Annotated in this window: 17 protein-coding genes; 1 reads left to right on the forward strand and 16 read right to left on the reverse strand. The window is 72.6% G+C overall.

Features of this window, described 5'->3' with window-relative positions; genetic code table 11:
* Positions 1-196: 196 nt before the first annotated feature.
* The 11 genes from NBY69_RS31450 to NBY69_RS31505 all read right to left on the reverse strand — a co-directional run bounded on the left by NBY69_RS31450 (position 197) and on the right by NBY69_RS31505 (position 14,600).
* Positions 197-808: an HAD-IIIA family hydrolase gene (locus NBY69_RS31450; protein ID WP_250305347.1), complete on the reverse strand. Its 612-nt coding sequence runs from the start codon at positions 806-808 to the stop codon at positions 197-199.
* A complete protein-coding gene (locus NBY69_RS31455) occupies positions 795-1,772 on the reverse strand; it encodes an NAD(P)-dependent oxidoreductase (protein ID WP_250305348.1) in 978 nt (325 codons plus the stop codon). The genes NBY69_RS31450 and NBY69_RS31455 overlap by 14 nt, the downstream gene beginning before the upstream one ends.
* Positions 1,769-3,721 carry a PfkB family carbohydrate kinase gene (locus NBY69_RS31460; protein ID WP_308409515.1) on the reverse strand — a complete coding sequence of 651 codons (1,953 nt, stop codon included), beginning with the start codon at positions 3,719-3,721 and terminating at the stop codon, positions 1,769-1,771. Before NBY69_RS31460 ends, NBY69_RS31455 begins: the two co-directional genes overlap by 4 nt.
* Before the next feature lie 87 nt (positions 3,722-3,808).
* Positions 3,809-5,203, reverse strand: coding sequence for a GDSL-type esterase/lipase family protein (locus NBY69_RS31470; protein ID WP_250305349.1), 1,395 nt, complete (start codon positions 5,201-5,203; stop codon positions 3,809-3,811).
* An 82-nt stretch (positions 5,204-5,285) separates the two neighbouring features.
* The gene (locus NBY69_RS31475; RefSeq protein ID WP_250305383.1) at positions 5,286-7,001 is read right to left on the reverse strand and encodes a carbamoyltransferase C-terminal domain-containing protein; all 1,716 of its coding nucleotides are present in this window, start codon (positions 6,999-7,001) and stop codon (positions 5,286-5,288) included.
* Between the two features lie 66 nt (positions 7,002-7,067).
* Positions 7,068-8,243, reverse strand: a complete 1,176-nt coding sequence (locus NBY69_RS31480; RefSeq protein WP_250305350.1) for a glycosyltransferase family 9 protein — start codon at positions 8,241-8,243, stop codon at positions 7,068-7,070.
* A complete protein-coding gene (locus NBY69_RS31485) occupies positions 8,240-9,526 on the reverse strand; it encodes a hypothetical protein (protein WP_250305351.1) in 1,287 nt (428 codons plus the stop codon). The genes NBY69_RS31480 and NBY69_RS31485 overlap by 4 nt, the downstream gene beginning before the upstream one ends.
* The gene (locus NBY69_RS31490) at positions 9,523-10,698 is read right to left on the reverse strand and encodes a cytochrome P450 (protein WP_250305352.1); all 1,176 of its coding nucleotides are present in this window, start codon (positions 10,696-10,698) and stop codon (positions 9,523-9,525) included. Before NBY69_RS31490 ends, NBY69_RS31485 begins: the two co-directional genes overlap by 4 nt.
* 118 nt (positions 10,699-10,816) lie before the next feature.
* Complete coding sequence (locus NBY69_RS31495; RefSeq protein WP_250305353.1) at positions 10,817-11,932, reverse strand: radical SAM protein; 1,116 nt, start codon at positions 11,930-11,932, stop codon at positions 10,817-10,819.
* Positions 11,933-12,150: 218 nt separating this feature from the next.
* Positions 12,151-13,416: a helix-turn-helix domain-containing protein gene (locus NBY69_RS31500; RefSeq protein ID WP_250305354.1), complete on the reverse strand. Its 1,266-nt coding sequence runs from the start codon at positions 13,414-13,416 to the stop codon at positions 12,151-12,153.
* 68 nt (positions 13,417-13,484) lie between these two features.
* Positions 13,485-14,600: a DNA-binding protein gene (locus tag NBY69_RS31505; RefSeq protein ID WP_250305355.1), complete on the reverse strand. Its 1,116-nt coding sequence runs from the start codon at positions 14,598-14,600 to the stop codon at positions 13,485-13,487.
* 325 nt (positions 14,601-14,925) lie between these two features.
* Between NBY69_RS31505 and NBY69_RS31510 the strand changes: the two genes are divergently transcribed.
* Positions 14,926-15,474 carry an AAA family ATPase gene (locus NBY69_RS31510; RefSeq protein ID WP_250305356.1) on the forward strand — a complete coding sequence of 183 codons (549 nt, stop codon included), beginning with the start codon at positions 14,926-14,928 and terminating at the stop codon, positions 15,472-15,474.
* Between the two features lie 184 nt (positions 15,475-15,658).
* Here the strand turns inward: NBY69_RS31510 and NBY69_RS31515 are convergent, their stop codons facing one another.
* From NBY69_RS31515 to NBY69_RS31535, 5 genes are all read right to left on the reverse strand, one after another.
* Positions 15,659-15,904, reverse strand: a complete 246-nt coding sequence (locus NBY69_RS31515; protein ID WP_250305357.1) for a hypothetical protein — start codon at positions 15,902-15,904, stop codon at positions 15,659-15,661.
* A 93-nt stretch (positions 15,905-15,997) separates the two neighbouring features.
* Complete coding sequence (locus tag NBY69_RS31520; protein WP_250305358.1) at positions 15,998-16,525, reverse strand: GNAT family N-acetyltransferase; 528 nt, start codon at positions 16,523-16,525, stop codon at positions 15,998-16,000.
* A 741-nt stretch (positions 16,526-17,266) separates the two neighbouring features.
* Positions 17,267-18,871, reverse strand: a complete 1,605-nt coding sequence (locus NBY69_RS31525; RefSeq protein WP_250305359.1) for a hypothetical protein — start codon at positions 18,869-18,871, stop codon at positions 17,267-17,269.
* Complete coding sequence (locus NBY69_RS31530; protein ID WP_250305360.1) at positions 18,868-19,926, reverse strand: bifunctional DNA primase/polymerase; 1,059 nt, start codon at positions 19,924-19,926, stop codon at positions 18,868-18,870. Before NBY69_RS31530 ends, NBY69_RS31525 begins: the two co-directional genes overlap by 4 nt.
* A complete protein-coding gene (locus NBY69_RS31535; protein ID WP_250305361.1) occupies positions 19,923-21,254 on the reverse strand; it encodes a hypothetical protein in 1,332 nt (443 codons plus the stop codon). The genes NBY69_RS31530 and NBY69_RS31535 overlap by 4 nt, the downstream gene beginning before the upstream one ends.
* Positions 21,255-23,033 lie beyond the last annotated feature (1,779 nt).

The following is a 23,033-nucleotide window of genomic DNA, read 5'->3' on the forward strand; positions in this document are numbered from 1 at the left end:
GAGCCGGCTGGTAGCCGGGGACCCGCGCAGCGACATCCGCACGGCCTTCTGAGACCGACCCGCTCATATGCTCTCCAGAAATCCCGGACGGCGCGCCGGGCCGCAGCGGTCCGCTCGCGACGCACGACCCACCGTGGGTCGGCGGCCATCGGATGCATCCTTCAGCTCGCTCACGCGTCCGCTCTCGGATCCCCCGCTACGACTGGCCCTGCGGCGTGCCGAGGTGGTGGCGCAGTATCTGGCACAGTGCCTCGGATGTCGTCGCACGGTGAACGTCCGCGACTGCGTGATGAAGCGGCGTGGCCGCGACGAGCGCGGTGCGGGTTCCGGCTCGGCGGCCGGCGCCGATGTCGCAGGGCGAGTCGCCGACGGTCCAGGAGCGGGTTAGGTCGATCCCGAGGTCGTGGGCGGCCTGTTGAAGCATGCCGGGTGCGGGCTTGCGGCACTGACAGGAACCGCGGTAGCGGGGCACGGTGCCGTCGGGGTGGTGGGGGCAGGCGTAGATCCCGTCGAGGTGCACCCGGTGGTGGCCGAGGAGCGTGCGGAGCCGGTCGTGCATCGCGTCCAGGCCTTCGGCGTCGAGCAGCCCTCGGGCCAGTGCGCTCTGGTTGGTCACGACGATCAGGGCGAAGCTCTGGTGCTGGAGGGCGCGCAGCGGTGAGCCGATGTCTCGTTGGAGGACCAAGTCGTCGGGGCGGGTGGGGTAGTGGCGGGGCTCGGTGAGGGTGCCGTCGCGGTCGAGGAATACCGCGGGCCGCAGCGGCCGGTCGGGGCGCGGGGCGTAGATGGGTAGTTCAGCCGGTCGCATCGCGGCGGAAGGTTTCGAACAGCTCGGTGGTACGGGCTTCGACGGAGGCGGCCGAGGTGGTCGGCCGGTCGGTCAGGACCGTGTCGAGTGCGGTCATGTCCGCGCAGGTGAAGTACTGGTAGGCGTGGGCGACCGGGTTCGGCACGAGTTCCACGTGGAGGGTCTGGCCGGTCGCCCGGTGGTGGAGGCGGGCGCACCACTGGGCGATGTCGGCGAAGGAGACAGTGGTGCCGGCGCCGAGGTTGTAGACCGCGGACGGAAGCTGTCGGTGCTCGGTGAGGCGGACGATGGTGGCGGTGACGGTCTCGACGGGGATGTAGTCGCGGGCGGCGGTCAGAGAGTCGTCGAAGAGGCGGATCTTCCCGGTGCGGGCGGCTTGGCGCAGGAGCTGGGTCAGGATCGAGGCCATCGGGCCCTTGTCGGTCTCGTCGGGGCCGAAGACGTTGGTGTAGCGCAGGCCCGCCCACTGGAGGCCGCCGGGGTGGAGGGTGCGCATCTGCTGGTCGAGGGCGAGCTTGGACGCCGCGTACGGGTTGAGGGGGCCGGAGCAGCGGGTGGTGTCGGTGTCCGCGTCCTCGGCGATCGGCTTGTGGCGGTGGAGGGTGCCGTAGACAGAGTGCGAGGAGGCGTAGATCAGGCGGGCCCGGCCAGCGCGGCAGGCGTCGGCCATGCGCAGCGGACCGGCCGTGTTCGTCTCGTCCAGCTCGGGGCCCGCCAGGGCGCGGGTGTCGCTGATGCCGGCCTGGTGGACGATCGTGGCGTAGCGCCCAGTGGCTACCTGGGCCAGGAGGGCGGGGTCGGCGAAGTCGCCGTGCAGCCAGTGGGCGGTGCTGGTGAGGTGGGTGGGGGCGGGGCGCAGGTCGACTGCGGTGACCTGGTGTCCGGCACGGTGGAGGGCGGCGACGGTGTGGCGGCCGATGAAGCCGGCGGCGCCGGTGACCAGGACGCGGGTTCGCGTGGTCATCGGGCGCCCGCCCGCTGGGTGAGGCGGTCGATGCGGGCGGTGGTGGAGTTGCCGTCCAGGTAGGGCACGGTGACGACGGTGCCGCCCCAGCTGTCCACGAGGTCGGCTTCGGGGATACGCCTGCCGGCGTAGTCGCCGCCCTTGACCCAGATGTCGGGCCGCAGCTGGCCGAGGATCTCCTCGGGGGTGTCCTCGCCGAAGATGAGAACGCCGTCGACGCAGTCCAGGGCTTCGAGCAGGGTGGCTCGTTCCTGTTCGTCGACAACAGGCCGGTCGTCGCCTTTGAGGCGGCGGACGGAGGCGTCGGCGTTGATGCACACGATCAGGGCATCGCCCAGGCGGCGGGCCTGTTCGAGGAGGGAGAGGTGCCCGGCGTGGAGGAGGTCGAAGACGCCGCCCGCACCGACGACCCTGCCGCCGCGGGCCCGTACGCGCTCGGCCAGCTCCAGCGGACCGAGGGGTCCGGTGGTGGGCGATGTGGTGAGGGAGGCGGGGCCGCCAGCTCGAACGTAGGCGGTGGCGGCGTCGACCGCTCGGGCCAGCGCGTGGGAGGGCAGTTGGCGGGCGCCGAGCATCAGGGCCGCGGTGACGGCCAGCTGGTCGCCGGCGCCGCAGGTGTCCCCGGCGGCCGGCCGGGCCGGGACGACCTGGGGGTGGGCCTCGGGGTCGGCGACCAGGACCGCGCCGAGGCTGCCCCGGGTGACGGCGACCTGGGTGACGGGCCAGGCGGAGAGCAGCCGGGCGGCCCGGTCCGCGTCGCCCGCGAGATCCCGGGGCCCCGTGTCCGCGGTGAGGAGGAGGGCTTCGTCTGCGTTCGGAACGGCCAGGGCTGTCCCCGGCACCGGCACCGCGCCCTTGGGGTGCGGGTCCCACACCAGCGGGCGGCCGGCGGCCGCGTCTGTGAGGGCCTGGCGGAGGTCCTCGTGGGAGGTGATGCCGCGCCCGTAGTCGCAGACGAGTACGGCTGCGGCCTCGGCCAGGCGGGCGCGGACCTGGTCGGGCAGGGGGCCGAGCGGTAGCGGGGCGGTGGGGGTGTCGAAGCGCAGCAGGGTGCGGTCGGCGGCCCGGACGCGGGTCTTGACCGGGGTGGTGCCGCTGGTGGCGAGGTTGATGACGTCGACGCCTGCCTCTTCGAGGAGGGTGCCCGCTCGTGCTCCCGGGCCGTCCTGGCCGAGGCCGCACACCAGGGTGACGTGCCAGCCCGGCGTGCGGGCGGCGAGGAGGGCGGCCAGGCCGGCGCCGCCCGGCCGGTCGGTGGAGTGGGTGTCGGCGACGACCGGGACGGGGGCCTCCGGGGAGAGCCGGTCGGCGGTGCCGGTGATGTCGCGGTCCAGCAGCACGTCGCCGACCACGATCAGTCGCCGGCGTACAGGCTCCGTGGCGGTGGCGGGTTGCGTGAGGTGGGCGTCGACGGCCGCGCACAGGAGGTGGACGGCGACCAGGTGGCATTCCTGGATGGTGGCGACCTGGTCGGCGTCCACGCATACGGCCTGGTCGGCGGCTTCGGCGAGCGGGTTGGGGGCCGGGCCGGTCAGGGCCCAGACGGTGAGGCCGAGCTCCCGGCCGGCCTGGGCGGCGGCGAGGATGTTGGGGCTGGTGCCGGAGGTGGAGAGCAGCAGCAGGACATCGCCGGGGCGGCCGTGGGCGCGGACCTGCCGGGCGAAGACCTCGCTCGCGCCGTAGTCGTTGGTGATGGCGGTGACCGAGGAGGAGTCGGTGTGCAGCGCGATCGCGGACAGCGGCGCGCGCTCCGTGCGGTAGCGGCCGACGAGCTCGGAGGTGAGGTGCTGGGCCTCGGCGGCGCTGCCGCCGTTGCCCGCGACGAGCAGCCGGGCGCCGGCGGGCAGCCGGTCGGCGAGCAGGCCTCCCCAGGAGCGGAGGCGGCCGGTGTCGAGCCGGGGCAGTGCGGTGGTGAGCGCCTGTATGTGTGCGCGGCCCGACTGGGGCACGGAGCAGCTCCTTCGGAGGAGGAAGCGGGCAGGGGGTGGTGCCGGGGCGCCCGGCGGTGGCCGACCAGCGCCGGACGCCCCGGCGGTTCAGGCGCCGGCCGCGGCGGGCCGGTGGCGGGCGAACATCGGGCCGTACGCGGCGAGCGCGGCGTCGCGCTCCAGGAGCGGGTAGTCGAGGAGCTTGTTGACGATCCGGTGTTCGGCGAGGAGCTTCTCGGCCTGCTGGAGCAGGACGGTGTCGCCGAGTTCGGTCAGGTGCACCCCGTCGCTCCACAGGCCGCCCGGGCTCTCACCTTCGGTCTCGGTGGGGGCGAGGTGCCGGGCGGCGGTGGTGAAGGGGGACCAGACATCCAGGAACAGGGCGCCGTGCGCGGCGGCGGCCGCGCGGGCGGCGTCGTTGTAGCGGGCGAGCTCCAGGTTCATCTCGGTGACGGTGCCGGGGTCCTCGACCGGTCCGAACGGTGTCTCGCTCACGACGATGATCGTGCGGGTGTAGCCGCCGAGTTGGGTGAGCATCGCGTTGATGTGGCGGGTGTACTCGTCGAGGTCGACCGCCTCCGACACCCGGTTCTGGAAGCGGCGCCACACGTCGTTGATGCCACAGCCGAGGAAGGCCAGGTCGTAGTCGGTGCCGGTGGTCGCCCGGTCGCCTTCGACGATGCCGGCGATGTCACGGCTGGTGGCGCCGCCCTCGCCGTGGTTGCGGACGTCGAAGGCGACGTGCGGCCAAGCCGCGCGCAGGGACAGGGCGAGGCGGTGGACCCAGCCCCGCTGGGCCCAGGCCTCGACGGTGACCTTGGAGCCGACCTCGGGCAGGTCGGCCTGGTTGGTCATCTGCGCGTTGACGGCCTCCAGGTGCTCCATGATCGAGGTGCCGAAGAAGCCGACGGTCAGGGTGCGGCGGTCCTCCCGCGCTCCGGGGGCGCCGTCGAAGGTGCGGCGAACTGCGGCCGGGACGCCGGCGGCGACGGTGTCGGGGGCGATGCTGTGGGAGACCACCGCGTTCGCGCCGACCAGCGCGTTGGCCCCGATGCGGACGCCGGCGGTGACGGTGACCTTGTTGGAGAGGATCGCGCCGGGCTCGATGACAATGGGCGCCGCCTCGAACCCGGACGCCCACGGCCGGAGCTGCCCGGTGGGCACGTTCGCTGCGGTGCGGGTGCGGTGGTTGTGGTCGTGCAGGTCGCACATGTTCGAGAGCGCCGCGCCGTCGCCGATGCGGATGCCGGCCATGGAGGAGAGGAAGGTGTGCTCTCCTATGGCGACGTCGTGGCCGATGGCGACGGTGGCGCCGCGGTGGACCTGGATGGTGGAGCCGCGGCGGATGGAGACCCGGTCGCCGATCGTGAGGTGGGCGCCGTGGTCGATCTCGATGAAGAGGTCGTCGGGCAGGTCGCAGTCGTCGCCGAGGGTGAGCGCCGGGCCGTGCTCGGCGCGCAGCCTCTCAGCGGTGGTGTTCGGGGCGGAGGTCGTGCTGGTCATCGCGGAATGGTCCTTCGCTTGCTGCGGATGATGGCCAGGGCCGGGCTCAACGTACCGGCTGTGAGCGGACGGTGTCGGACAGTCAGCTCGGGCGGTCCTTGCGGACGAGGAACGGGCCGATCGCGAGGGCGTCGAGCGGGCCGACGGCGAAGGTGGCGATGGCGTCGCGCGGGGCGCACACGATCGGCTCCCGCTCGTGGTTGAAGGAGGTGTTCAGCAGCGCGGGCGGTCGGCCGGTCTGCTCGGCGAACGAGGCCAGCAGCGCCGCGTAGGGGTCGGTGTCGTCGCGGGCGACGGTCTGCGGGCGCAGCGTGCCGTCGGTGTGCACGGCGGCCGGGATCAGGTGGCGGGCGCTTTCGGTGGCGGGCCGGGCGACGATCATGAACGGGTGCGGGACTGCGGTGCCGATCAGGTCGGGAGCGGTCTCCTCCAGCAGGGCCGGGGCCAGGGGCCGCCAGGACTCGCGGTTCTTGACGCTGTCGTTGATGTGGTCGCGGGATCGGGGGTCGTGGGCGTCGGCGAGGATGCTGCGGCGGCCGAGCGCGCGGGGCCCGGCCTCCATGCGGCCCTGGAACCAGCCGATGGTGCGCCCGAGCGCGAGGTGCCCGGCGGCCGCAGTCGCCAGATCGTCGCCGAGGTCACGGTAGGGCAGGCCGAAGTCGTCCAGGGCGCTGCGGATGCTGCCCGGGGTGAAGGCGGGGCCGAGGGCGGCGGTGGTCATCGCCGGACCCGGGAGGGTGAGGTCGCCGCGGCGCAGCGAGACCTCGAGCGCCGCGCCGATCGCGCAGCCGGCGTCACCCGCGGCCGGCTGGACGAACAGCTCCTCCACTCCGCGCAGGGCGGCGAGGCGGCCGTTGGCGGAGCAGTTCAGGCCGACCCCGCCGGCGATGCACAGGCGGGTGGTGCCGGTGGCGGTGAGGGCTTCGCGGGCCAGCTCGGTCAGGCACTGCTCCAGCAGACGCTGCGCGCTGGCGGCGAGGTCGGCGTGCTCGGGCCTGTAGCCGGTGTCGGGGATGATCCGGCCGTCGGTGTAGGTGCGGGCGCGGCGGTGGGGCGGGATGCCGAGGTCGGTGTACGCGGTGGCGTACGCGGTCTTCAGGCGCCGGTAGTAGCGCAGGTCGGTGTACTGGTCCTCGACGCTCTCGTCGGGGCGGATGCCGTAGCGGGAGAGGTCGAGGTGGTAGCCGCCGGCGCGGGCGGTGAGGAAGTCGAGCCGGTAGCGGTCGGGGTTGCCGTAGCCGGCCAGGCCCATGAGCTTGCCGGAGCTGGTCCAGTCACCCAGGCCCAGGTGCTCGGCGACCGTCTCGTAGAACCAGCCCAGGGACTGGCTGAACGGGAACTGCTGCAGGACCTTGAGGCCGTCGGCGGTGCCGTGGGCGAGGGTGGCGGAGACGCCGTCGCCGGAGCCGTCGACCACCAGGACGGCGGCCTCGGCGAAGCCGGAGGGGTGGAAGGCGGAGGCGGCGTGGGCGAGGTGGTGCTCGATCACGGTGACCTGCCGGGGCCGGTGATAGCCGAACAGGGCGGGGTCGAGGAGTTCGGCGATCAGCTCGGCGTCGGTGCACGTCTCGCTCGGCTCGGGCCAGGACGGGTTGAACGCGATCGCGATCTCGTCCACCTCGGCCAGGGTGATCCCGGCCTCGGACAGGCAGTACGCCGCGGCCATCGCGCAGCTGCGCGAGTCCTTGTGGTGCTTGCGCCGGGAGAAGCGCTCCTCCTCGGCGAAGGCGACGACCTGGCCGTCAACGACCAGACAGGCGGAGGCGTCGTGGTAGTACGGGCCGCCAAGGCCCAGCACGGTGGCCAACGTGGGCTCCTTCTCGCTGTTGCTGCCCGCTGCCCGGCCGGGTGCCGGGCAGCGGGTTCAGGCGGTGGTCAGGTGATCGAGGGTCGCCTTGAGGACGGTGGAGGGGTCGATGGTGTCCATGCAGCCGCCGACGCCGCCGCACTCGACCTGGTGGGCGCACGGCGAGCACGCCAGCGTGGAGCGCAGCGCGGTGACGGCCTTGGCGTGCTTGGGGATGACCTCGGCGCCGTTGGACGGCCCGAGGAGCAGCACGGTGGGCCGGCCGTGGGCGAGGGCGAGGTGGAAGCCGAAGCTGTCGCCGGTGACCACCACGTCGACCAGGCCCGGCAGCGCGGACGCCTCCTCCAGCGACAGCGGCGCGTACGCGACGCGGGACTCATCCGCGCCGCGCATCCGCAGGTGCCGCACCAGCGCCTCGCACGCCTCCCGGTCGCTTGGCCCGCCCAGGAGGGCCAGCTGCGCGCCGTGCTCCAGCAGTGCGTCGGCGAGCTCGGCCCAGTGCCTCTGGGGCCACAGCTTCGTGGTCAGCGAGCCGCCCAGGTTCAGGCACACCCGCGGCCCGGTGCGCTCGCCGAGCAGACCGGCCGCCCGCCGGCGCGCGGCCTGCGGCACGTCCAGGACGTAGGGCTCGCCCGCGTACTCGTATCCGGCGACGGCGAAGTACAGCTCCGTCCACGTCTGCGCGTTGGTGAGGGTGCGGTAGTCGTTCCAGGTGTTCTGGCGGAAGAACTGGAGCGCGGCCTCGCCCATCGGATACAGGGCGTGGTGGGGGCCGCCGTAGGCGAGCCCGGCCTTGTGTCCGGCGTCGATCCGGTCGACCAGGGCGGCGGCCGACGGGGTCCGCTCGAAGGAGTACACGGCGTCGAAGCGGCGCGAGGGCAGTTGGGCGGCGGCCTGCCAGTCGTGGACGAGGACCTCGTCCACGTACGGGTTCATCCGCAGGATCGGGGCGTTCGCCTCGTCGACCAGCCAGGTGACGTGCGCGCCCGGGCGCTCGTCGCGGATCCGCTTGGGCAGGGGTGAGGCGATGAGCATGTCCCCGAGCAGGCCGAGCATCACGATCAGCACCCGGTGATCGACCGGGTCACGGTCGGGGCAGCCGTGGCACGGCCGCCAGTACCGGCACGGCATCCCCCCGGCGAAGTGCCGGCAGTCCGGGTGGATCTCGAACGTGGTCGTGGTGTGGATGGGTCCGAGGAAGGTGCCCTTGCCGGGGATCTGCTCCGGGATCATGCCGCGCCGCCGATCCCGGCCGCAGCGAGCGCGACGCGCAGCACCTGCTCCCCCGGCCCGGCGTCCGTTGCGAGTGCCTCGGCCAGGGCCAGGGTGCGGGGCGCGACGGTCGCCGGGTCGCGGCCGTCGCGGAGCACCGCGGTGAAGATCTCGGCCAGTTCGTCGATGCCGTCCGCGCGCAGCCCGGCCCAGGTGAGCTCCTGGACGCCCAGGCGCAGCCCGGCGGGTGCGGTGATGTGCGGCAGCGGGATCGCGTTGACGACGATCCCGGCCTCGAACAGCCGTCGGGAGGCGTCCTCGGCGTCCATGAGCGGGGCGATGTCGATCCACAGCTGGTGGCAGTCGGTGAACCCGGCCTTCTCCCCGCAGACCGTGAACCCGCGCCCGGCCAGCGCCGCGCCCAGCCGCCGGGCGTTGGCCACGGTGGCGTGCGCGTACGCGGGGCCGCGGGCGTCCATCTCGGCGGCGGCTACGGCCAGGGCGACGACGTCGGCCGGGTGGTGGTGGGAGACGAAGTGCGAGGCGTGCTCGTCCAGCCGCGCCGCGAGGGCGGCGTCGTTGGTGGCCAGCAGTCCCTTGTGCGGGCCGGGGTAGGTCTTGTGGGTGGAACCGCCGAGGCTGTCGGCGCCCTCGGTGAGCGGGTTCTGCCAGGCGCCGCCGGCGATCAGGCCCAGGGTGTGCGAGGCGTCGTAGTGGATCACCGTGTCGGGGCCGACGATCTCCCGCAGTCCCTGAAGGTCCATGGGAAACAGGCACATGAACGCGTCCAGGTACACCAGTTCCGGGCGCGGCCCGGTGCCGAGTAGGCGGTCGAGCGCGTCGAGGTCGAGGGTGCAGGTGGCCGGGTCGACGGGGAGGTTCTTCATCTGCAGGCCCAGGCGGGTACCGATGAAACGGGTCGAACCGTGGCCGCCGTCGCGCTCTGCCAGGTTGTAGGCGACCTCCCGCGGTCTCGCCAGCGCCGAGAGCGCCGCGGTCAGCGCGGACACCCCGGACACGGGCTTGAGGTTCATGAAGTCCGCACCCAGTTGCGCGCCGAGCCGGACGGCTGCTGCCTGCTCGACAGCCACGAGGTCCTGGCGACCCGGCCATGCCCAATTCTCGCCCCCGTCCCTCGGCCCGGGGAAGGCGTAGCGGACGGCGGCGTCCATCAGGTGCGGGATCCGAGCGGCGAGGCTGAGTCTGTTTTCGCTGGGCACCAGGTGCAGCCTGCGTCGGCCGGCCGCGTGGTGGGCGGATGCCTGGCGGAGGGCGGCAAGTGCGTCGGGCGGGATGCGGGTCATGAAGCGGACTCCAGGGCGAACGGCAGCTGGTCGACGGGGGCCTTGGCGGGCCGGAAGGTGATCCGGGCCGGTGGGCCGGCGGGCAGGGTGGGGAGCCCCTTCTGCAGGGCGCCGGCCATGACGGCCAGGGCCATCAGCTCGGCGAGCGGCCGGCCCAGGCACGCGTGCGCGCCTCCGCCGAACGCCCACAGCCGCGAGGCGCTGGCCTGCCCGGCCAGGAACCGGCCCGGCCGGAACTGTTGGGGACGCGGGAAGACCTCGGGATCGAAGTGCCCGGCCGACGGGGAGTAGGCCACCCGTGTTCCCGCCTCGATCCGGAGACCAGCCAGCGTCAGAGGGCAGACCGCCTCCCGCATCGACAGCAGGTTCGGCGCGTGCAGGCGCAGGCTCTCGGCGAGCACCGACCGGAGCACCGGCAGCCCGCCGCGCGCCACCAGGCGGCCGGGATCAGCGGCCACCGCGCGGGCCTCGGCCGCCGCGAGCTCGGCGTGCTCACGATGGCCGGCCAGCTCCACCAGGCACCAGGTGAGCAGGCTCGCCGTCGTCTCCCGCGCGGCGATCAGCAGTGCCAGCAGATGGTCCTCCAGCGGCCCAGCCGCCGCCGGGGCATCGGCGAACGCCGCCACCAGCCCGGCAAGCGCCGCCCCGCCCGCCGAGTCCCCGGCGGCCTGAGCGGCACGGCGGGCGAACAGGGCGTGCAGCTCCCGGCGGGCCGACCGGCCGACCCAGTACCGGCGGTCCGCGTACCGGGCCGGTCCCGGCGGCGCACCGGTCGCCGAGACGAACACCTCGAAGGCGGCGGCGAACCGTGCCGCGTCCGCCTCCCCGGGGGAGATACCGAGCAGGACGCGGGCGCTCATCGCGCCGGTGAGCCCGCGCACCTGCCCGTGTAGATCCGCGGTGCCGTGCAGCGCCCACCGGCCGACGGTCGGGCCGATCACCTCCAGCAGGGGCACTACGTAGCCGGGCAGCGCCCGGCCGGACAGCGCGGGACGCAGCCGGCGGCGTGCTTCGCCGTGGTGCTCCGCGGTGAGGTTGAACAGCGCCCGGCCGAACAGGTCGTGCACCAGCGGCGTGTTGAGCACCTCCAGGCGGCCGCGTTCGGCCGCGAACAGCTCGCCCAGTCCGGCCCAGGTGCCCACCAGGACCGTCTCCACGCCGTCGACCGGCATCCGGAACACCGGCCCGTTTCGGCGGTGCCCCTCCTGGAGGACACCGAGCGGGTCACTGGCAAAGCCGCTCTCCGGGTGCCGAAGGGGTAACCCCGCTGTGGCCGGCGCCGCGGCGGACTCAGACACCGGCTCGCTCCAGCACGTTCAGCTGCTGCGCCGCGCGGGCGATGATGGCCGCGTGGTCGAGCGGGGCCACCTTCAGCTGCGGCCGGCAGGAGCAGTCCGCGGGCAGGTCCGCCGCCTCGCCGCTCTCCCCGAAGCGCATCAGCGCGTCCACCACACCGTCGGCGCAGTCCGGGCAGGCGTCGGGGAAGACCGACTCGAAGTCGCTGCCGCGCAGGTTCACGCACGCTACCCGCACCGCGAGCCGCTCGTGGACCCGGCGGACCGTCTCCACGACCGTCCACAGGTTCGGCGGGGTGTACTGTCCGGCCTCCCACAGCTCCCACGCCACCGTGTGGCGCGACACCCGCGTCGGGCACAGCGTCATCCCCTTCACGCCGAGTCCGGTCAGGTAGTCCACCGACTTGACGACGTCGGTCACCGCCTCGCCCTCGCTCAGGAACGGCGGCTTGATCAGCAGGTAGATCTTCGGGTCGACGCCCAGACCGGCCATCACCGACAAGGCCCGCTCGAAGGACTTCTGCGAGATACGGGTGTTCACCAGCGTCTCGCGTACCAGCACGTCCGCGGACTGCAGACCGATGCCGATCTCCAGACGCACCTCGCCGAGCGCCTCCACGAACGGGCCCAGCACCGGTCCGGTGACGAACTGGGGCAACGACTCGACCACCAGGCGCTTGACGCCGGCCGCCGCGACCAGGCGGGCGATCTCCACCTGGACGTCGCGGGGGATCTCGCGCGGCGCGAAGAAGGACCCGTCGTTGTAGAGGGAGAGCACCTCGTAGGCGGGCTCGCCCTCGGTCCGCGCCAGGGTGCGCCGGACCTGGTCCAGAAGGCTCTCGGACGAGGCGGCGCCGTCGATGCCGAAGTTGTTGAAGTTGGTGAACGGGCACATCGTGCACGTCGGCACGCTGCAGCCGCCGGACATGATGATGACCTTCTTACGGCCGACCAGCTCGCCGCCGGGCAGCCGGATCTTGTCGAAGTCGGTGAACCGCGGCTCGGCCGGCTTCAGCGGCCCGGAGGTCCTCAGCCGCAGGGACAGGTCCCCGATCCGCCGCCGCAGGTCCTTCACTGGCGCCAGCGCGTTGTCGAGCGTGTGCTCAGGCATGGCCTTCCCCCTTCGATCCCCGGTCGGTCAGCCGGACACGCGCGCGGACCGGAAGCGCAGCGCAGCCGTCACGAACCCCCTAGGAGACCGGGAGATCCAGCGCACGGGAAGAGCGCCTCGATCGACCGGCACCGTCTGGGGTAGGAACCGAACGTAGCCGCGCGTTCACGGCTGGGGTTCACGGTGGTGAACCCCTGAAGGGGCCCGCTGGCGGCCGCTCAGTTCAGGGCGCCGACCCGGTGGGCGAGACCGCGCAGGTCACGGCGGGCGTGCGTGGTCATCGGCCGCCCGAGGAGGTAGGTGACGCAGTCCCGCACCAGCGGGTCTACCCGCAGCCGCTGCGGCCCGGCCTGCTCGGCCAGCAGCAGCTGGCGGGTCGCGTCGCCCTCCCGGCCCCGCATGTGCGCCAAAGCCCTTCCCAGGTCGGCGTGGTAGGCCATCCGCCGCCCCGGCGCCGTGATCGTCTCGGGGTGAAGACCCTCACCGGCGTCCGCGGCATCGCCGTGCCGACCCAGCGCGGTGTTCAGACTCACACGGTGGATGGCGGTGTTGATCAGACCGAAGTTGAGATGCCAATCGCGCGTCTCGCCGGTCCGATGGGCAAGCCGCTCCGCCTCGGCAAGGTGGGTTGCAGCATCCAGGCGGCGGGCCTCGCCCGCGCGGGTCTTGTCGCGGGTGATGGCCGTGGCCGAGATCAGATGGAGCTCGCCGAGCAATGCCTGCGGGGCGCGCCCGGACCCCAACTGCGCCTCCAGGGACGAAATGGCCGCCGCCGCGCGCAGCAGGGCTTGATCCGGGCTGCCGACCGCCAGCAGCACGTGGGCGGTGAAGAAATCCGACAGAGCCGTGTACTGCGGGTCCTCGAGTTCGGCGATCACCTCGGCGGCACGGGTGACCGCGACGAAGGCGAGATCGGGGTAGCCCAGGTACTTCAGCAGCAGCACGCACGCCGGGTGGTACGCGCCGGCCAGCAACTGCAGCAGCCGGCGGCGAGCGTAGCCGTGCCGGGCATCGGCCGCTGCGCGCAGATCGGACAGCAGGGCGGGCAGTTCGACCGCGAGCGTTCCGTATTCGGAGGCGTGGTAGAGGTTGTTGGCTCGAGCGACGCGGGCCGTCAGCAACGGGAAAGGGTCCTCGGGCAGCCGCTCGCCGTGTGCTGCCGGGAGGGCGAGGCCCATGAGGGCGAGTCTGAGCGCGGGAATCGCCGCGTGGGCGGCACTGCTGGGCGGGTCCATCGGCGCGGCCGGCTGGCCGGTCAGCTCGGTGGGCGAGATCCGTAAGACGTCGGCGATGGAGTCGATGAACATCTGGCTGTCGAGCAACCGGTGCCCGTTCTCCACCATGGAGAGGTACCCCTGGGAGATCCCGGTCTGTTGCGCCAGGCTCTTCAGGCCGACTCCGCGCTGGCGCCGCAGGGTCCGCAGGTTGGAGCCGATCGCTGCGGCCCGATGTGACTGCTGCTCGTCCATGATCGCCTGCCCCACGTCCCGAAGATCCATAGGCTAGGCCAGGTCGGCCCCGCGTGTGCGGGCATTCCCCGAAAGCGGTGACCTCACTTCATCCCGAAGCTGTCGGCCATCCGTACAAGCAGGCCGGTGCCGTTCGTGTCCCGGGCGCAGGACCGTAGAGCGTGAAGGAGCTCGCGGGCCAGAGGGTCGAGCCTGATGTAGAGCGGGGCCACGTCCTCAGCAGCGGCCAGGCTCTCGGCGGCCCGGTCGGGGTCCGCGCCTCTTGCCCGGGCCTCTGCCCCGAAGAGCAGCAGGTCGGCTCGCCGGGCCGGCGGCATCAACGCGGTAGCCGCCTCCAGGTCCAGGACCTCGTCCAGCACCCCGAACTGCATCGCGCTTCCCGCCGTCGCCACCGCGACTTCCGCGGCTTCCACCTCACCGCCGACACGGTCGCCGGCCTGGCCGAGGAGGGCCTCGGCTTGGTGCCGTCGGCCTGCTGTCGCGTGGGCGAGCGCTGCCGCGCACAGCAGCTCGACGGACAGCGCCGTGGGGAGGTGCTGCGTGGCGCGGTCGGCGGCCGTCTCCGGCAGCCCCATGCTCGTCAGCAGCCGTATCTCCTCGGACGCCACAAGATGATCTCCATCAGCGCCTGGGCCGGCGCAGTGGAGGAAACTCCACGCCAGATCCCGGTATCCCAGGCGGCGCAGCAGGCCTGCCGCGGCCACGTAGGCGACGGTCCGCGCAGCTCTCGCATCGGATCCCTCTCCCCCTTCGGCGCACGCCCTGTCTGCCAGTTCAAGCAGCGCGGGTAGGCGCAGTGCCAGCGCGTGCTCGTCTCCGGCTGCCTGCGCGGCCCGGAGGTCCTCGGCACCGGCCCGCAGCTCCTCCAGGCCCCGGGCGGGGCCCCTCGTACGGGGACCCGCTTGGACAACGTGGCGGCGAAGGTGCCACGCCGCGGCACGAACGACGCCGTGCTGCGTCCCGTGAGGTTCATAGGGCTGGCCGGTCAGCTCGGTCGGGTCCAAGCGGAGCCCGGCTGCCAGGGAGTACAGGACACGATGCCGGTCCACCCAGTCGACTTCGGCTTCTACGTTCCGGATCAGCTGCTCCGTCAGGCTGGAGGACGACGCCATCTCGGTCACCGTGACACCGCGGCGGTGCCGCCACAGGGCGACACGATGTCCGATCGGGACATGGCCTTCGCCGTTCGTCCCCAGCATCACCAGGGTGCTCGCATGGCTATCGGGCTCCGTGCTCGTCCATGGCGGCGATGCTCGCCGTCCGGATCTGGTCCTCTCCCACGAGACCACATGGGCTTCGCGGCGACACAGTAGCCACAAGGATCGAGCCAGCGCGAATATGCCTGTACGGCTCCCGCAGGGGTAGTACCAGTCTTTCCACCGTGGTTACTTGGTCCGTGACCGCGCTCTGCGGTAGGCCTTAAGCACCATGTCTTCCGGAATGGCACCTGAAGTCCGAATCCGCTGCCGCAACGACCACTCTCGGAGTCCACCCGTGCCCGTCCGAACCCCGACCCTGGCCGTAGTGAGCGGCCCGCCTGCGACCGGCAAGACCACCCTCGCCAAGGAGCTCGCCCGGCACCTGGGCTGCCCCGCGATCTTGCGTGACGAGATCAAGCAAGGCCTGGCCATGAACCATCCGGGTCACGACCCCGACGGCAACGATCCACTCAACGTCCCGGCACTGGAAGCGTTCTTCGCAACGATCACGGTCCTCCTCCGGGCGGGCTCGACCGTCGTCGCCGAAGCCGCCTTCCAGGACCGCCTCTGGCGCCCCGGGCTGGAGCCGCTCACGACGTTCGCCGACCTCCGGATCATCCGGTGCACCACCCCCGCCTCGATCATCGCCCGGCGCATCACCGACCGCGCCCGCACCGACAGCCACCGGGTCGCCCACGGCGACAAGGCCCTGCTCGCCGACATGGACGCCGGCGTGTACGACCCCGATCAGTTCGTCCCCATCAGCCTGGACGCCCCGACCCTGCTGGTGGACACCTCCGACGGCTACACGCCCGGCATGACGGAGATCCAGAGATTTCTCCTGCCGCCGGAGCGCGAAGAAGGCGCAAGCTGAGGATCCCGCCGTGACTGCCCTCAGCCTGGCAGGCCAGCCTTCGAGCTGGCCAACGCGCGGAATTGGTGGACCCCAGGGTGGCCTGCGGCGTAGCGTCAGGGATGAGGTCCCGCCGCATCCCCCGTCGGCGGGACCTCCTCGGTTCCTGGCCGGCGTGGCGGCGCTGGCGCCGCCACGCTGTTCGTCAGCCGCGAGCAGGCTCGGTCGCCGTCACCAGGGTGATGCGCTCGGCGCAGACGGACGCGTCTCCCTTGCGGTGCCCCGGTTCGAACACCGCGACGGTGTAGCTGGTGATCCCGGAGGGCAGTTGCAGGAACATGTCGTTGACGCGTGACTTGGTGTGTTCGAGGGCGTCGGACGCACTGGGTTGATCGACGGTCAGCATGCGCGGGCCGATCCCGGGGATGTCTACCTCGACGTTCCACTTCATGCGGCCATCCTGGCAGAGCAAAGATCCGCAGCGTCGGCCCCTGGCCGGTGATCGTCTACCTCGGCCGCCGGACGAATGCGATGCGGGCCGGGACTACGTAGGCAGGCCGGTGAGCGGGTGCGGCGCCACCGGTTGCAGGACGGCCTTCTTCAGCGCCCGGTTGATGTCGGGGTTGCGCCCGGGGACGTAGGAGCGGACCGGTGCGTAGCCGAAGGCGGCGTACAGGGCGAGAGCCGCGATGTTGTGGACGCCGGTCTCCAGCAGGACCTCGATGTGGCCGCGGCCGAGCAGATCCTGTTCGAGAGCGGCGAGGATCCGGCGGCCGAGCCCCTGCCCGCGGGCGGCCGGGGCCACGTACATCCGCTTGATCTCCGCTCTCGAGGGGCTGAGTGTGCGCCAGCCTCCGCAGGCCAGAGCCGGTCCGTCTCCGAGGCGGGCGAGGAGGAACTGGCCGTGCGGTGCGTCGAATTCCGCGCAATCGGTGGCCTCGAGGTCGTCGGCGCTGCCGTAGGTGGCCAGCTGCTCTTGGTGGAGGGCCCGGGTGAGGGCACGGGCGTCGACGGTGCCGTACGGGACGGCGGTGAGCGTCCATTGAGAGGTGGCCTGAAGCAGCGAGGTCATAGTGTCGATAGTGCCGGGTGGAGGGCGCCCAGGAGGAGCAGCAGCTCCGCGGTCGCGCGCCGCAGCCGCCACCACAGCGTCCGCACGCTGGCCCCGAGCACCCCGACCATCGTGCCCAGCCCTCGCGCACCATCGGGTCGAAAGCGTAGCGCCGGCGGTCCTCCGCCGAGAGGTCGGAGTCTGGAGCCGCCGCTGCCGGGCCTCGGCACTCCGCGCCGCCTGGTGACGCAGACAACCCCCGGTGACGCTGCCAGGTGACGCTGGAGTGTTCGCCCAGTTGCTGCGCTGACCTGTGGTTTTTCTTCCGGACAGGCGGGCGGCAGACGCTGATGACGCTCTGACGCACCATGTCTCCGGCTCGCCTACTTCTCTTTTCCTTTCTCTCAGTGAGATGGGGTATGAGAGCGTCATCAGCGTCATAGCCGCACGGCAGATCACAAGAACTTGCAGGTCAAAGCCACTACAGGCCGGGCGCTGGGTGCGTCACGGGCGGCGTCACCTCTGCGTCACCGTCTGCCGGATTCGGCAACCGACCTGAGCCGACGGGACGGTCCTGGCGGTGGGGCCCCGGCTCCTTGGCGGGCTCCGCGGTGCCGACCGATGGAGAAGGGGCTCCTGCCGGCCTGGGTCGGCGTTCCGACGGCGTCCGGGAATGCGGACGGCCCGCGCGTCCGGGTGGCGACGGCAGGTGGGAGGTGAGCGGTGTGGGGTCCTGGTTGCGTCAGGCGAGCGGGTGTCGAGTCAGGTGCGCAGGTCCGGGGCGGGGGTGAGGGTGATCAGGAAGCCTCGCCCGCTGCCGGTGCGGGGCAGTTTGCGGATGTCGATGCCGCGTTGGCGCAGCGCGGGGGCGAGGGAGGTCAGGCGGGCGGAGAGCAGCGCGGTGGTCTTCGGCCAGGTGTCGGGGAGGGGGCCGGGCGGTCGGAGGGTGTTGTCGATCTGCCCGGTGGTGGCCTGCCACTTGGTGGTGTTGGTGACGCTGGCCCAGCGGGTGAGGGCGGTGGCGACCGGGTCGGCGTCGATGACGTCGTCGGTGATCTCCTCCTGGGCGCCGGTATAGGTGGCCAGGGTGTCCCAGCCGGTGACCGCGTCCAGGGCCCAGAGCAGTTCGGCCCAGTCGGCCATCCGCGGTTTCTGGTCGAGCTGGTCGGCCGCGTCGGGCAGGCGCGCCCACACCGCGGCCGCCAGTTCGAGCAGGCCGCCGAGGATGCGGCCGTGCGCGGCCCGGTAGCTGCGCCACAGATCGTGCTCGCTACGCCGGGCCTTGGGGTCGATGGCCTCCAGGGTGAAGGGAAGCAGCCGTTCGGCGAGGTCAGGCTGGAGGGCGCCGACGTCGATGCCCGTCAGTACGACCGGGCGCTGATAGGCCCAGGAGGTGACGTCGTCGTCGGTGTACATCTCCCGCTTGGCCACGGAGGCCCCGGTGACGGTGCGGCACAGGAAGTCCGACAGCCACTGGGGAATGCCATGGATGTTGTCCAGGCCCATGGTCCAGCCGGCCGACGCGGCGACGGCGCCGTCGTCCTCGGAGCGCGGGACGTTGCGTACCTCGGCACGGATCCCGTCGAGTACCCGCAGCAGCTGCCGGGCGGATGTCGTCTTCGCGGTGCCGCGTTCGCCGTTGAAGTACGCGACGGGGCGGGGCATGTCCGGACGAAGCCCGGCCAGCAGCCAGGCGACAGCCATCCGCCAGGACGGCTCGGCCAGCGCGGATAGCTCGCGCAGCAGCCCCAGCCCGGCCCGCCAGCCGCCCGGATCGCGTTCGGGCAGCGGGAGCTCGCCGGTCAGCCGGGTGCGCCGCCAGAGCGGGCCCTCGCCGACGGGCGGGGTGGTCACCGACCAGGTGCCCGGCTCGATGCACACGCTGAGCCCGTCGGAGCGGCCCAGGTCGAGCCAGGTGACCTGTTCGTCGGCCGGGTCGGGGGCGATCCGCAGGCAGACCAGCCGTTCCTCGGCGTCCAGGGCGAGGGCGTCCATGGAGGCGATCGCATCCGTCAGGCATCCCTGGGAGGGGGCCCGGCCGGTGCGCAGGACGTAGGAGCGGTTGAGGAGTTGACGCAGGCTGCCGGTTCCGCCGAAGCCGCCGGCGGCGCGCAGCGGGCGGGCGATCGGCGGTCCTTCGGCCGGGACGGCGTACGCGGTCTGGTCGCAGCGCACCAGGACGTACTCGTCCATGCCCAGGTGGAGCAGGACGTCGGACTGCGACAGCTTCGGCCCGCGGTCGGTGCTCTGCTGCTCGGCCGGTGCCGCGGCCGTCGACTCCCCCTGCTCGGCGGTCGGCGCCGGGCGGGCGGGTCGGGGTTCGCCGGCCGGGACCGGGAGCGTCACGCGGGTGGTCAGGTCGGTCATGGCCGTGCTCCGGGGCTTGGGATGGTGCGCGGCGAGCGCATGCCCGCCTGGAGTGCGCGGCGGAGGGTGGACTGGGCCTTGGCTTCGCCGGGGTCGATCCCGGCGAGCGCGGCGGCCTCGGTGAGGGCCTGGTGGACTTCGTCGAGCTCCAGCAGCCCGGCGCCGACCAGCTGGCCGAGCCGGAACCCGGCGCGGTTGAGCTGGTCGTTGCGGCCGGAGCGGGCGCTGGCGACGGTCTCGGCCTCCCGGCGCAGTGCCGCGGCGGCGTACGCGGCCGCGTCGTGCGGCCGGTGCCGCGCGGCGGGGCGGGGAAGCCGGATTCGGGTCGGCGGAGGGGCGGCGGGGTCGCGGGAGCGAAGGCCGACGCGCGTGAGCTCGAGGGCGAGCCAACGCGGGAATCGGGCAGGTTCGGATTCCGGGCCGGTGACCTGGTAGCAGCCGGCTGAGGTCCTGGTGGTGGGCGCGACGGCAGTGGACCAGCCGGCCCGGACGTCGATCTGCCAGCCCAGTCGGCCGGCGCCCTGCGTGAACCGGGCTCCGCCGGCGCGGTACCAGAGGTGGACTCCGCCGCCCGGGGTGCGCACTGTCAGCGTCGGCGGGGCGTGCAGCAGGCTCTCGGCGCGCCGCACCCGGCACAGCAGCTCCAGCACGTCCACCCCGGTGCGCACCCTGTCCGCCTCCGGGACGGCGGCCAGGTCGATGCCGGGCAGCACCAACTCGCGCTCCGACAGGGGGTGGTGGTCGTCCAGGTCGACGACCACGAGACCGGACGGGCCGGTGGCTACGCCGACGGCGAAGGTGCGGCCGCGCCACCAGCGGCGGATCAGTTCCGGATCGGTCGTCGCCGCCCGTACCCCGTGGCAGTACCGTCCCGCTGCCAGGCAGCCGCAGCCGCCGGCGCCCAGGTCGGGGAACCCGCAGGGCGGGCGGCCCCCGGGCGTGGGTGGACGGCACCGGGGGCAGTTGCCGGCCGGGCGCTTCGATCCGGGCAGCAGCGGATGGACCCACCAACCCCTGCCTGCGCACCGCATGGCGAGCTCAAGTCCGCTGCTCACGCCGCGCTCACCGCCTCCCGGGCCAGCCGCACCGGTGCCGGGAGGGTCTCGCCCTCCAGCGGCCGGGCCGCGTACTGGGACATCCGCTCCCGCCAGCCCCCGACTGGGGGCTGGGACGGGGCCTGGACCTCGGCGCGGACCTGGTCGAGCCGCTGCGCCAGCAGGGCCTGTGCGCACCGCTTGGCCGCCTCGTCGGCCGCGGCCAGGACCTCCGGCTCGCCGCGATGCCGGGCCCGCTCGATCCCGGCCACCCGGTCAGCCTCGGACCTCGCTTGCGGGCCGCGAAGCAGGGCCTCCAGCGCGAGCGCGCGCTCCCGGGCCACCAGCTGCTCGACGAGCTCCCGCAGCTGCCAGACCACCGCCGCCTCCGGCAGCCCCTGGCCGCGCCACCGCTCCCCCGCCTGCTCGGCCTCGGCCTCCAGCCGCGCCCGGCACACGCCCAGCAGGTCGGCCGTGGCGGCCGGGACGTCCACCAGGCCGGCCGCAACGGTTGCGAACTCCGAGGCCGACTCCAAGGCCTGGCGCGTCGTCCGGGTCTCCGAGCAGATCAGGCACAGCCCACCGGCCTCCGGCACCCCGCACTCCACGCACGGCCGGGCCGCCAACTCAGCCTGCGCAGACGCCTGTTCGTCCCGCTGGCGGGCCCACGCCTTCTCACGCCGGGCGCGCTCGACCGTCGCGCGCTCCCGGCGGACGGCTTCCTCGGCCGCCAGCCGGGCAACTTCCCGGCTCAGCCGCCGCTCCACCTCCGCCCGGAACTCCTCCAGCGCGAGGCCGGGCAGCTGCTCGGTGACGGACCGTGCGACCTGGTGCCGCAGCGCCCGGCGGTCCTCGACCAGCAGCTCGCAGGACGGGCAGACCCGGCCGGTGTCCATCCGCACCCGGTCATCGCATGCCTGGGCGTAGCACTCGGCCCGCTGCGGCAACCCGCGGCCGAGCAGCCAGCCGATCGGATCCCGTACCGGTTGCCCGAACTGCGCGGCCAACCGGCGCTCCAGGCGCTCCGCCAGCACCACCGGGGCCTGCTCCGCGCCGACGATCCCGGCCAGGCGCACCAGCTCGGCCCGTGCTGCAGCCCGGACTCGACGGCGGCCACCGGCATGCCTGATCCGGGCCCACTGCCACTGCACCGGCGCCAGGACCCGTTCCAGCCCACGGGGCAGCGACCACCGCAGCAGCACCCGCGCACCACCGACAGGTGACTTCTGCTCCTGTCGTTGGATGACGAGGTCCTGGTGCTGTTCCCCGCGAAGCGGGCCACCGCAACCACCGACCTGCTCGTCGGCCTCAACGGTGCCGGGCTCGGGCCGGTCCTCGCGCACGCTCACGCGCTCCGGCAACGGTGGGAACCCCAATGCGGCTTCGCCGGAAAAGCGAAACTCAGCAGCACCAGAACCACCTAGAGCAACCACCTGAGACGCGTGGTGGGCGTGGAGTGGTGCACCAGTATCCGCGCCGCTACCCGACACCTCAGCAGCCTGTTCCCCCAGGTCAGAGGCACTTTCATCCCCTACCTTCGCTGCCTCGGGAACATCCTGACCCCTGAGTGCACCATCCGCATCGACGAGATCACCGTCCACGACGTCGAAGAAACCGCCCTGGAGCCAGCCCTCCCCCGGCCCCGACAGGTCCTCGTCCTCCAACGAGCCCGAGCACTGCGTGCACACCGAGCCCCGGCCATCCGACGGAGCACCCGCAGGTTCGACGTCCTCGTCGACGCCCGGCGGGAACTGCTCGGGGACGACCTCCAGGTCTGCCTGGGAACGCCCGTGTGCCGCTGCGACCGCCGGCACCAGGATCTTCAGCCGTGTGTCGGGCGCACCGCGGCCCGGTACCTTCAGCAACCCCTGCCGGACTAGCCCGTCCACCACCTGGGCCGCCTCCACCAACGGGCGGCCGATCAGCCGCGCGACCGTCGCATCCGCCCGATCGAACCCGGCCGCCACCGCCCCGCCCACCAAGGGCACGCGGCCATCCGGCCGCGCCGCCAGCACCAGACGGAGTAGCGCGAGACGCTCGGCTGCCGCCCCGCGACCCCGCCGCTTACCGAGCAGCCCAGGTGGCGTCTCCCGCTTACCCACCGGAGCCCATCCAGGGGCGAACAGCCGCTCGCACAACGCCAGGAGAACCGCCAACTCGCGCTTCTCCAGGATCAACGGAGCAGAGCACCGCGCTAGGGCGGCGGAGAGCGGCAACAACTCCCACTGCAAGCCGGTCACCCGACGCACGCCCTCGACCGACGCCGTCATCACCTCGGTCGAGACCGCACCCGAGTCCCGAAGGGCCGGCAGCACCCGATGGTCGACGTAGGACTCCGACACCCCCAACCACCGTGCCAACTCCCCGGCGGTCAACTCCAATCGCGACTCCCCCGCCGGCGACTTCGCCAGCAGGACAACTGCGGACAGGGCCTCAACCGGTGGGCGTTGATGAATCGAGCGATCCGCCAACAGGACTTCAAACGCGCCGGAGATCCGCTCCCGGGTACGCGGGAGGAGCCTGAGCGGCTCATCCAGAGTGGTCGGGTCGGTACTCGCGGAGGCGAGGCGCCCGCGCGGAGCCCCCCGTCGAGGGATGGGGGATTTGAACTGTTCTGTTCGATTTTGGGCATCGTCCATGCGCGGCTCGGGCGAGCCTTTTTTTGGCAATACGGGACTAGCCCTATGGCTGGCGGCTATGATCTGCTCCAGAACTGCATAGGGATGTGGGCACAACGCAACCGACCGCTTGACCGTTTTTCCGAAGATGCCTGGTCAGCGGGGGTGAGAGCGTCGGCCGCGCGAAAGCGGCTTCAGGTCAGGTCAGTGGCGGTTGGACCCCTCCCGTGTCGTAGCCAGCGGTTGGCCCCGCAGGACACGACGAACGGCCGACTGGGTCGGCTTGATGAAGTGAACATGTGAAGAGCTCGGGTGGGCCCCGAGTGATGGGCGGCTCGGTTGAGCCGCCCGGGAGGCGACCTGACGGTCGCCTTTTTCGTTCTCCCGACCACTTGCTACCGACTCGGTGACCATCGCTGTGGGCGAGGCGTTAGCGCTACTGCGGCATGGTTTTGCCCGACGGGCCGGAGAGAACTGCGAGGTCGGTGAGGCTGCCGCGGAGACCATGAA

The sequence above is a fragment of the Streptomyces sp. A 4/2 genome (genome assembly GCF_940670765.1).
Classification (GTDB): Bacteria; Actinomycetota; Actinomycetes; order Streptomycetales; family Streptomycetaceae; genus Streptomyces.

Excerpts from the sequence above, each read along its gene's own strand:
- NBY69_RS31485 (WP_250305351.1), bottom strand. The coding sequence starts at position 9,526 with ATGACCCGCATCCCGCCCGACGCACTTGCCGCCCTCCGCCAGGCATCC.
- NBY69_RS31480 (WP_250305350.1), bottom strand. The coding sequence starts at position 8,243 with ATGATCCCGGAGCAGATCCCCGGCAAGGGCACCTTCCTCGGACCCATC.
- NBY69_RS31505 (WP_250305355.1), bottom strand. The coding sequence starts at position 14,600 with ATGCTGGGGACGAACGGCGAAGGCCATGTCCCGATCGGACATCGTGTC.
- NBY69_RS31515 (WP_250305357.1), bottom strand. The coding sequence starts at position 15,904 with ATGAAGTGGAACGTCGAGGTAGACATCCCCGGGATCGGCCCGCGCATG.
- NBY69_RS31470 (WP_250305349.1), bottom strand. The coding sequence starts at position 5,203 with ATGACCAGCACGACCTCCGCCCCGAACACCACCGCTGAGAGGCTGCGC.
- NBY69_RS31455 (WP_250305348.1), bottom strand. The coding sequence starts at position 1,772 with ATGACCACGCGAACCCGCGTCCTGGTCACCGGCGCCGCCGGCTTCATC.
- NBY69_RS31520 (WP_250305358.1), bottom strand. The coding sequence starts at position 16,525 with ATGACCTCGCTGCTTCAGGCCACCTCTCAATGGACGCTCACCGCCGTC.
- NBY69_RS31450 (WP_250305347.1), bottom strand. The coding sequence starts at position 808 with ATGCGACCGGCTGAACTACCCATCTACGCCCCGCGCCCCGACCGGCCG.
- NBY69_RS31495 (WP_250305353.1), bottom strand. The coding sequence starts at position 11,932 with ATGCCTGAGCACACGCTCGACAACGCGCTGGCGCCAGTGAAGGACCTG.
- NBY69_RS31525 (WP_250305359.1), bottom strand. The coding sequence starts at position 18,871 with ATGACCGACCTGACCACCCGCGTGACGCTCCCGGTCCCGGCCGGCGAA.
- NBY69_RS31490 (WP_250305352.1), bottom strand. The coding sequence starts at position 10,698 with ATGCCGGTCGACGGCGTGGAGACGGTCCTGGTGGGCACCTGGGCCGGA.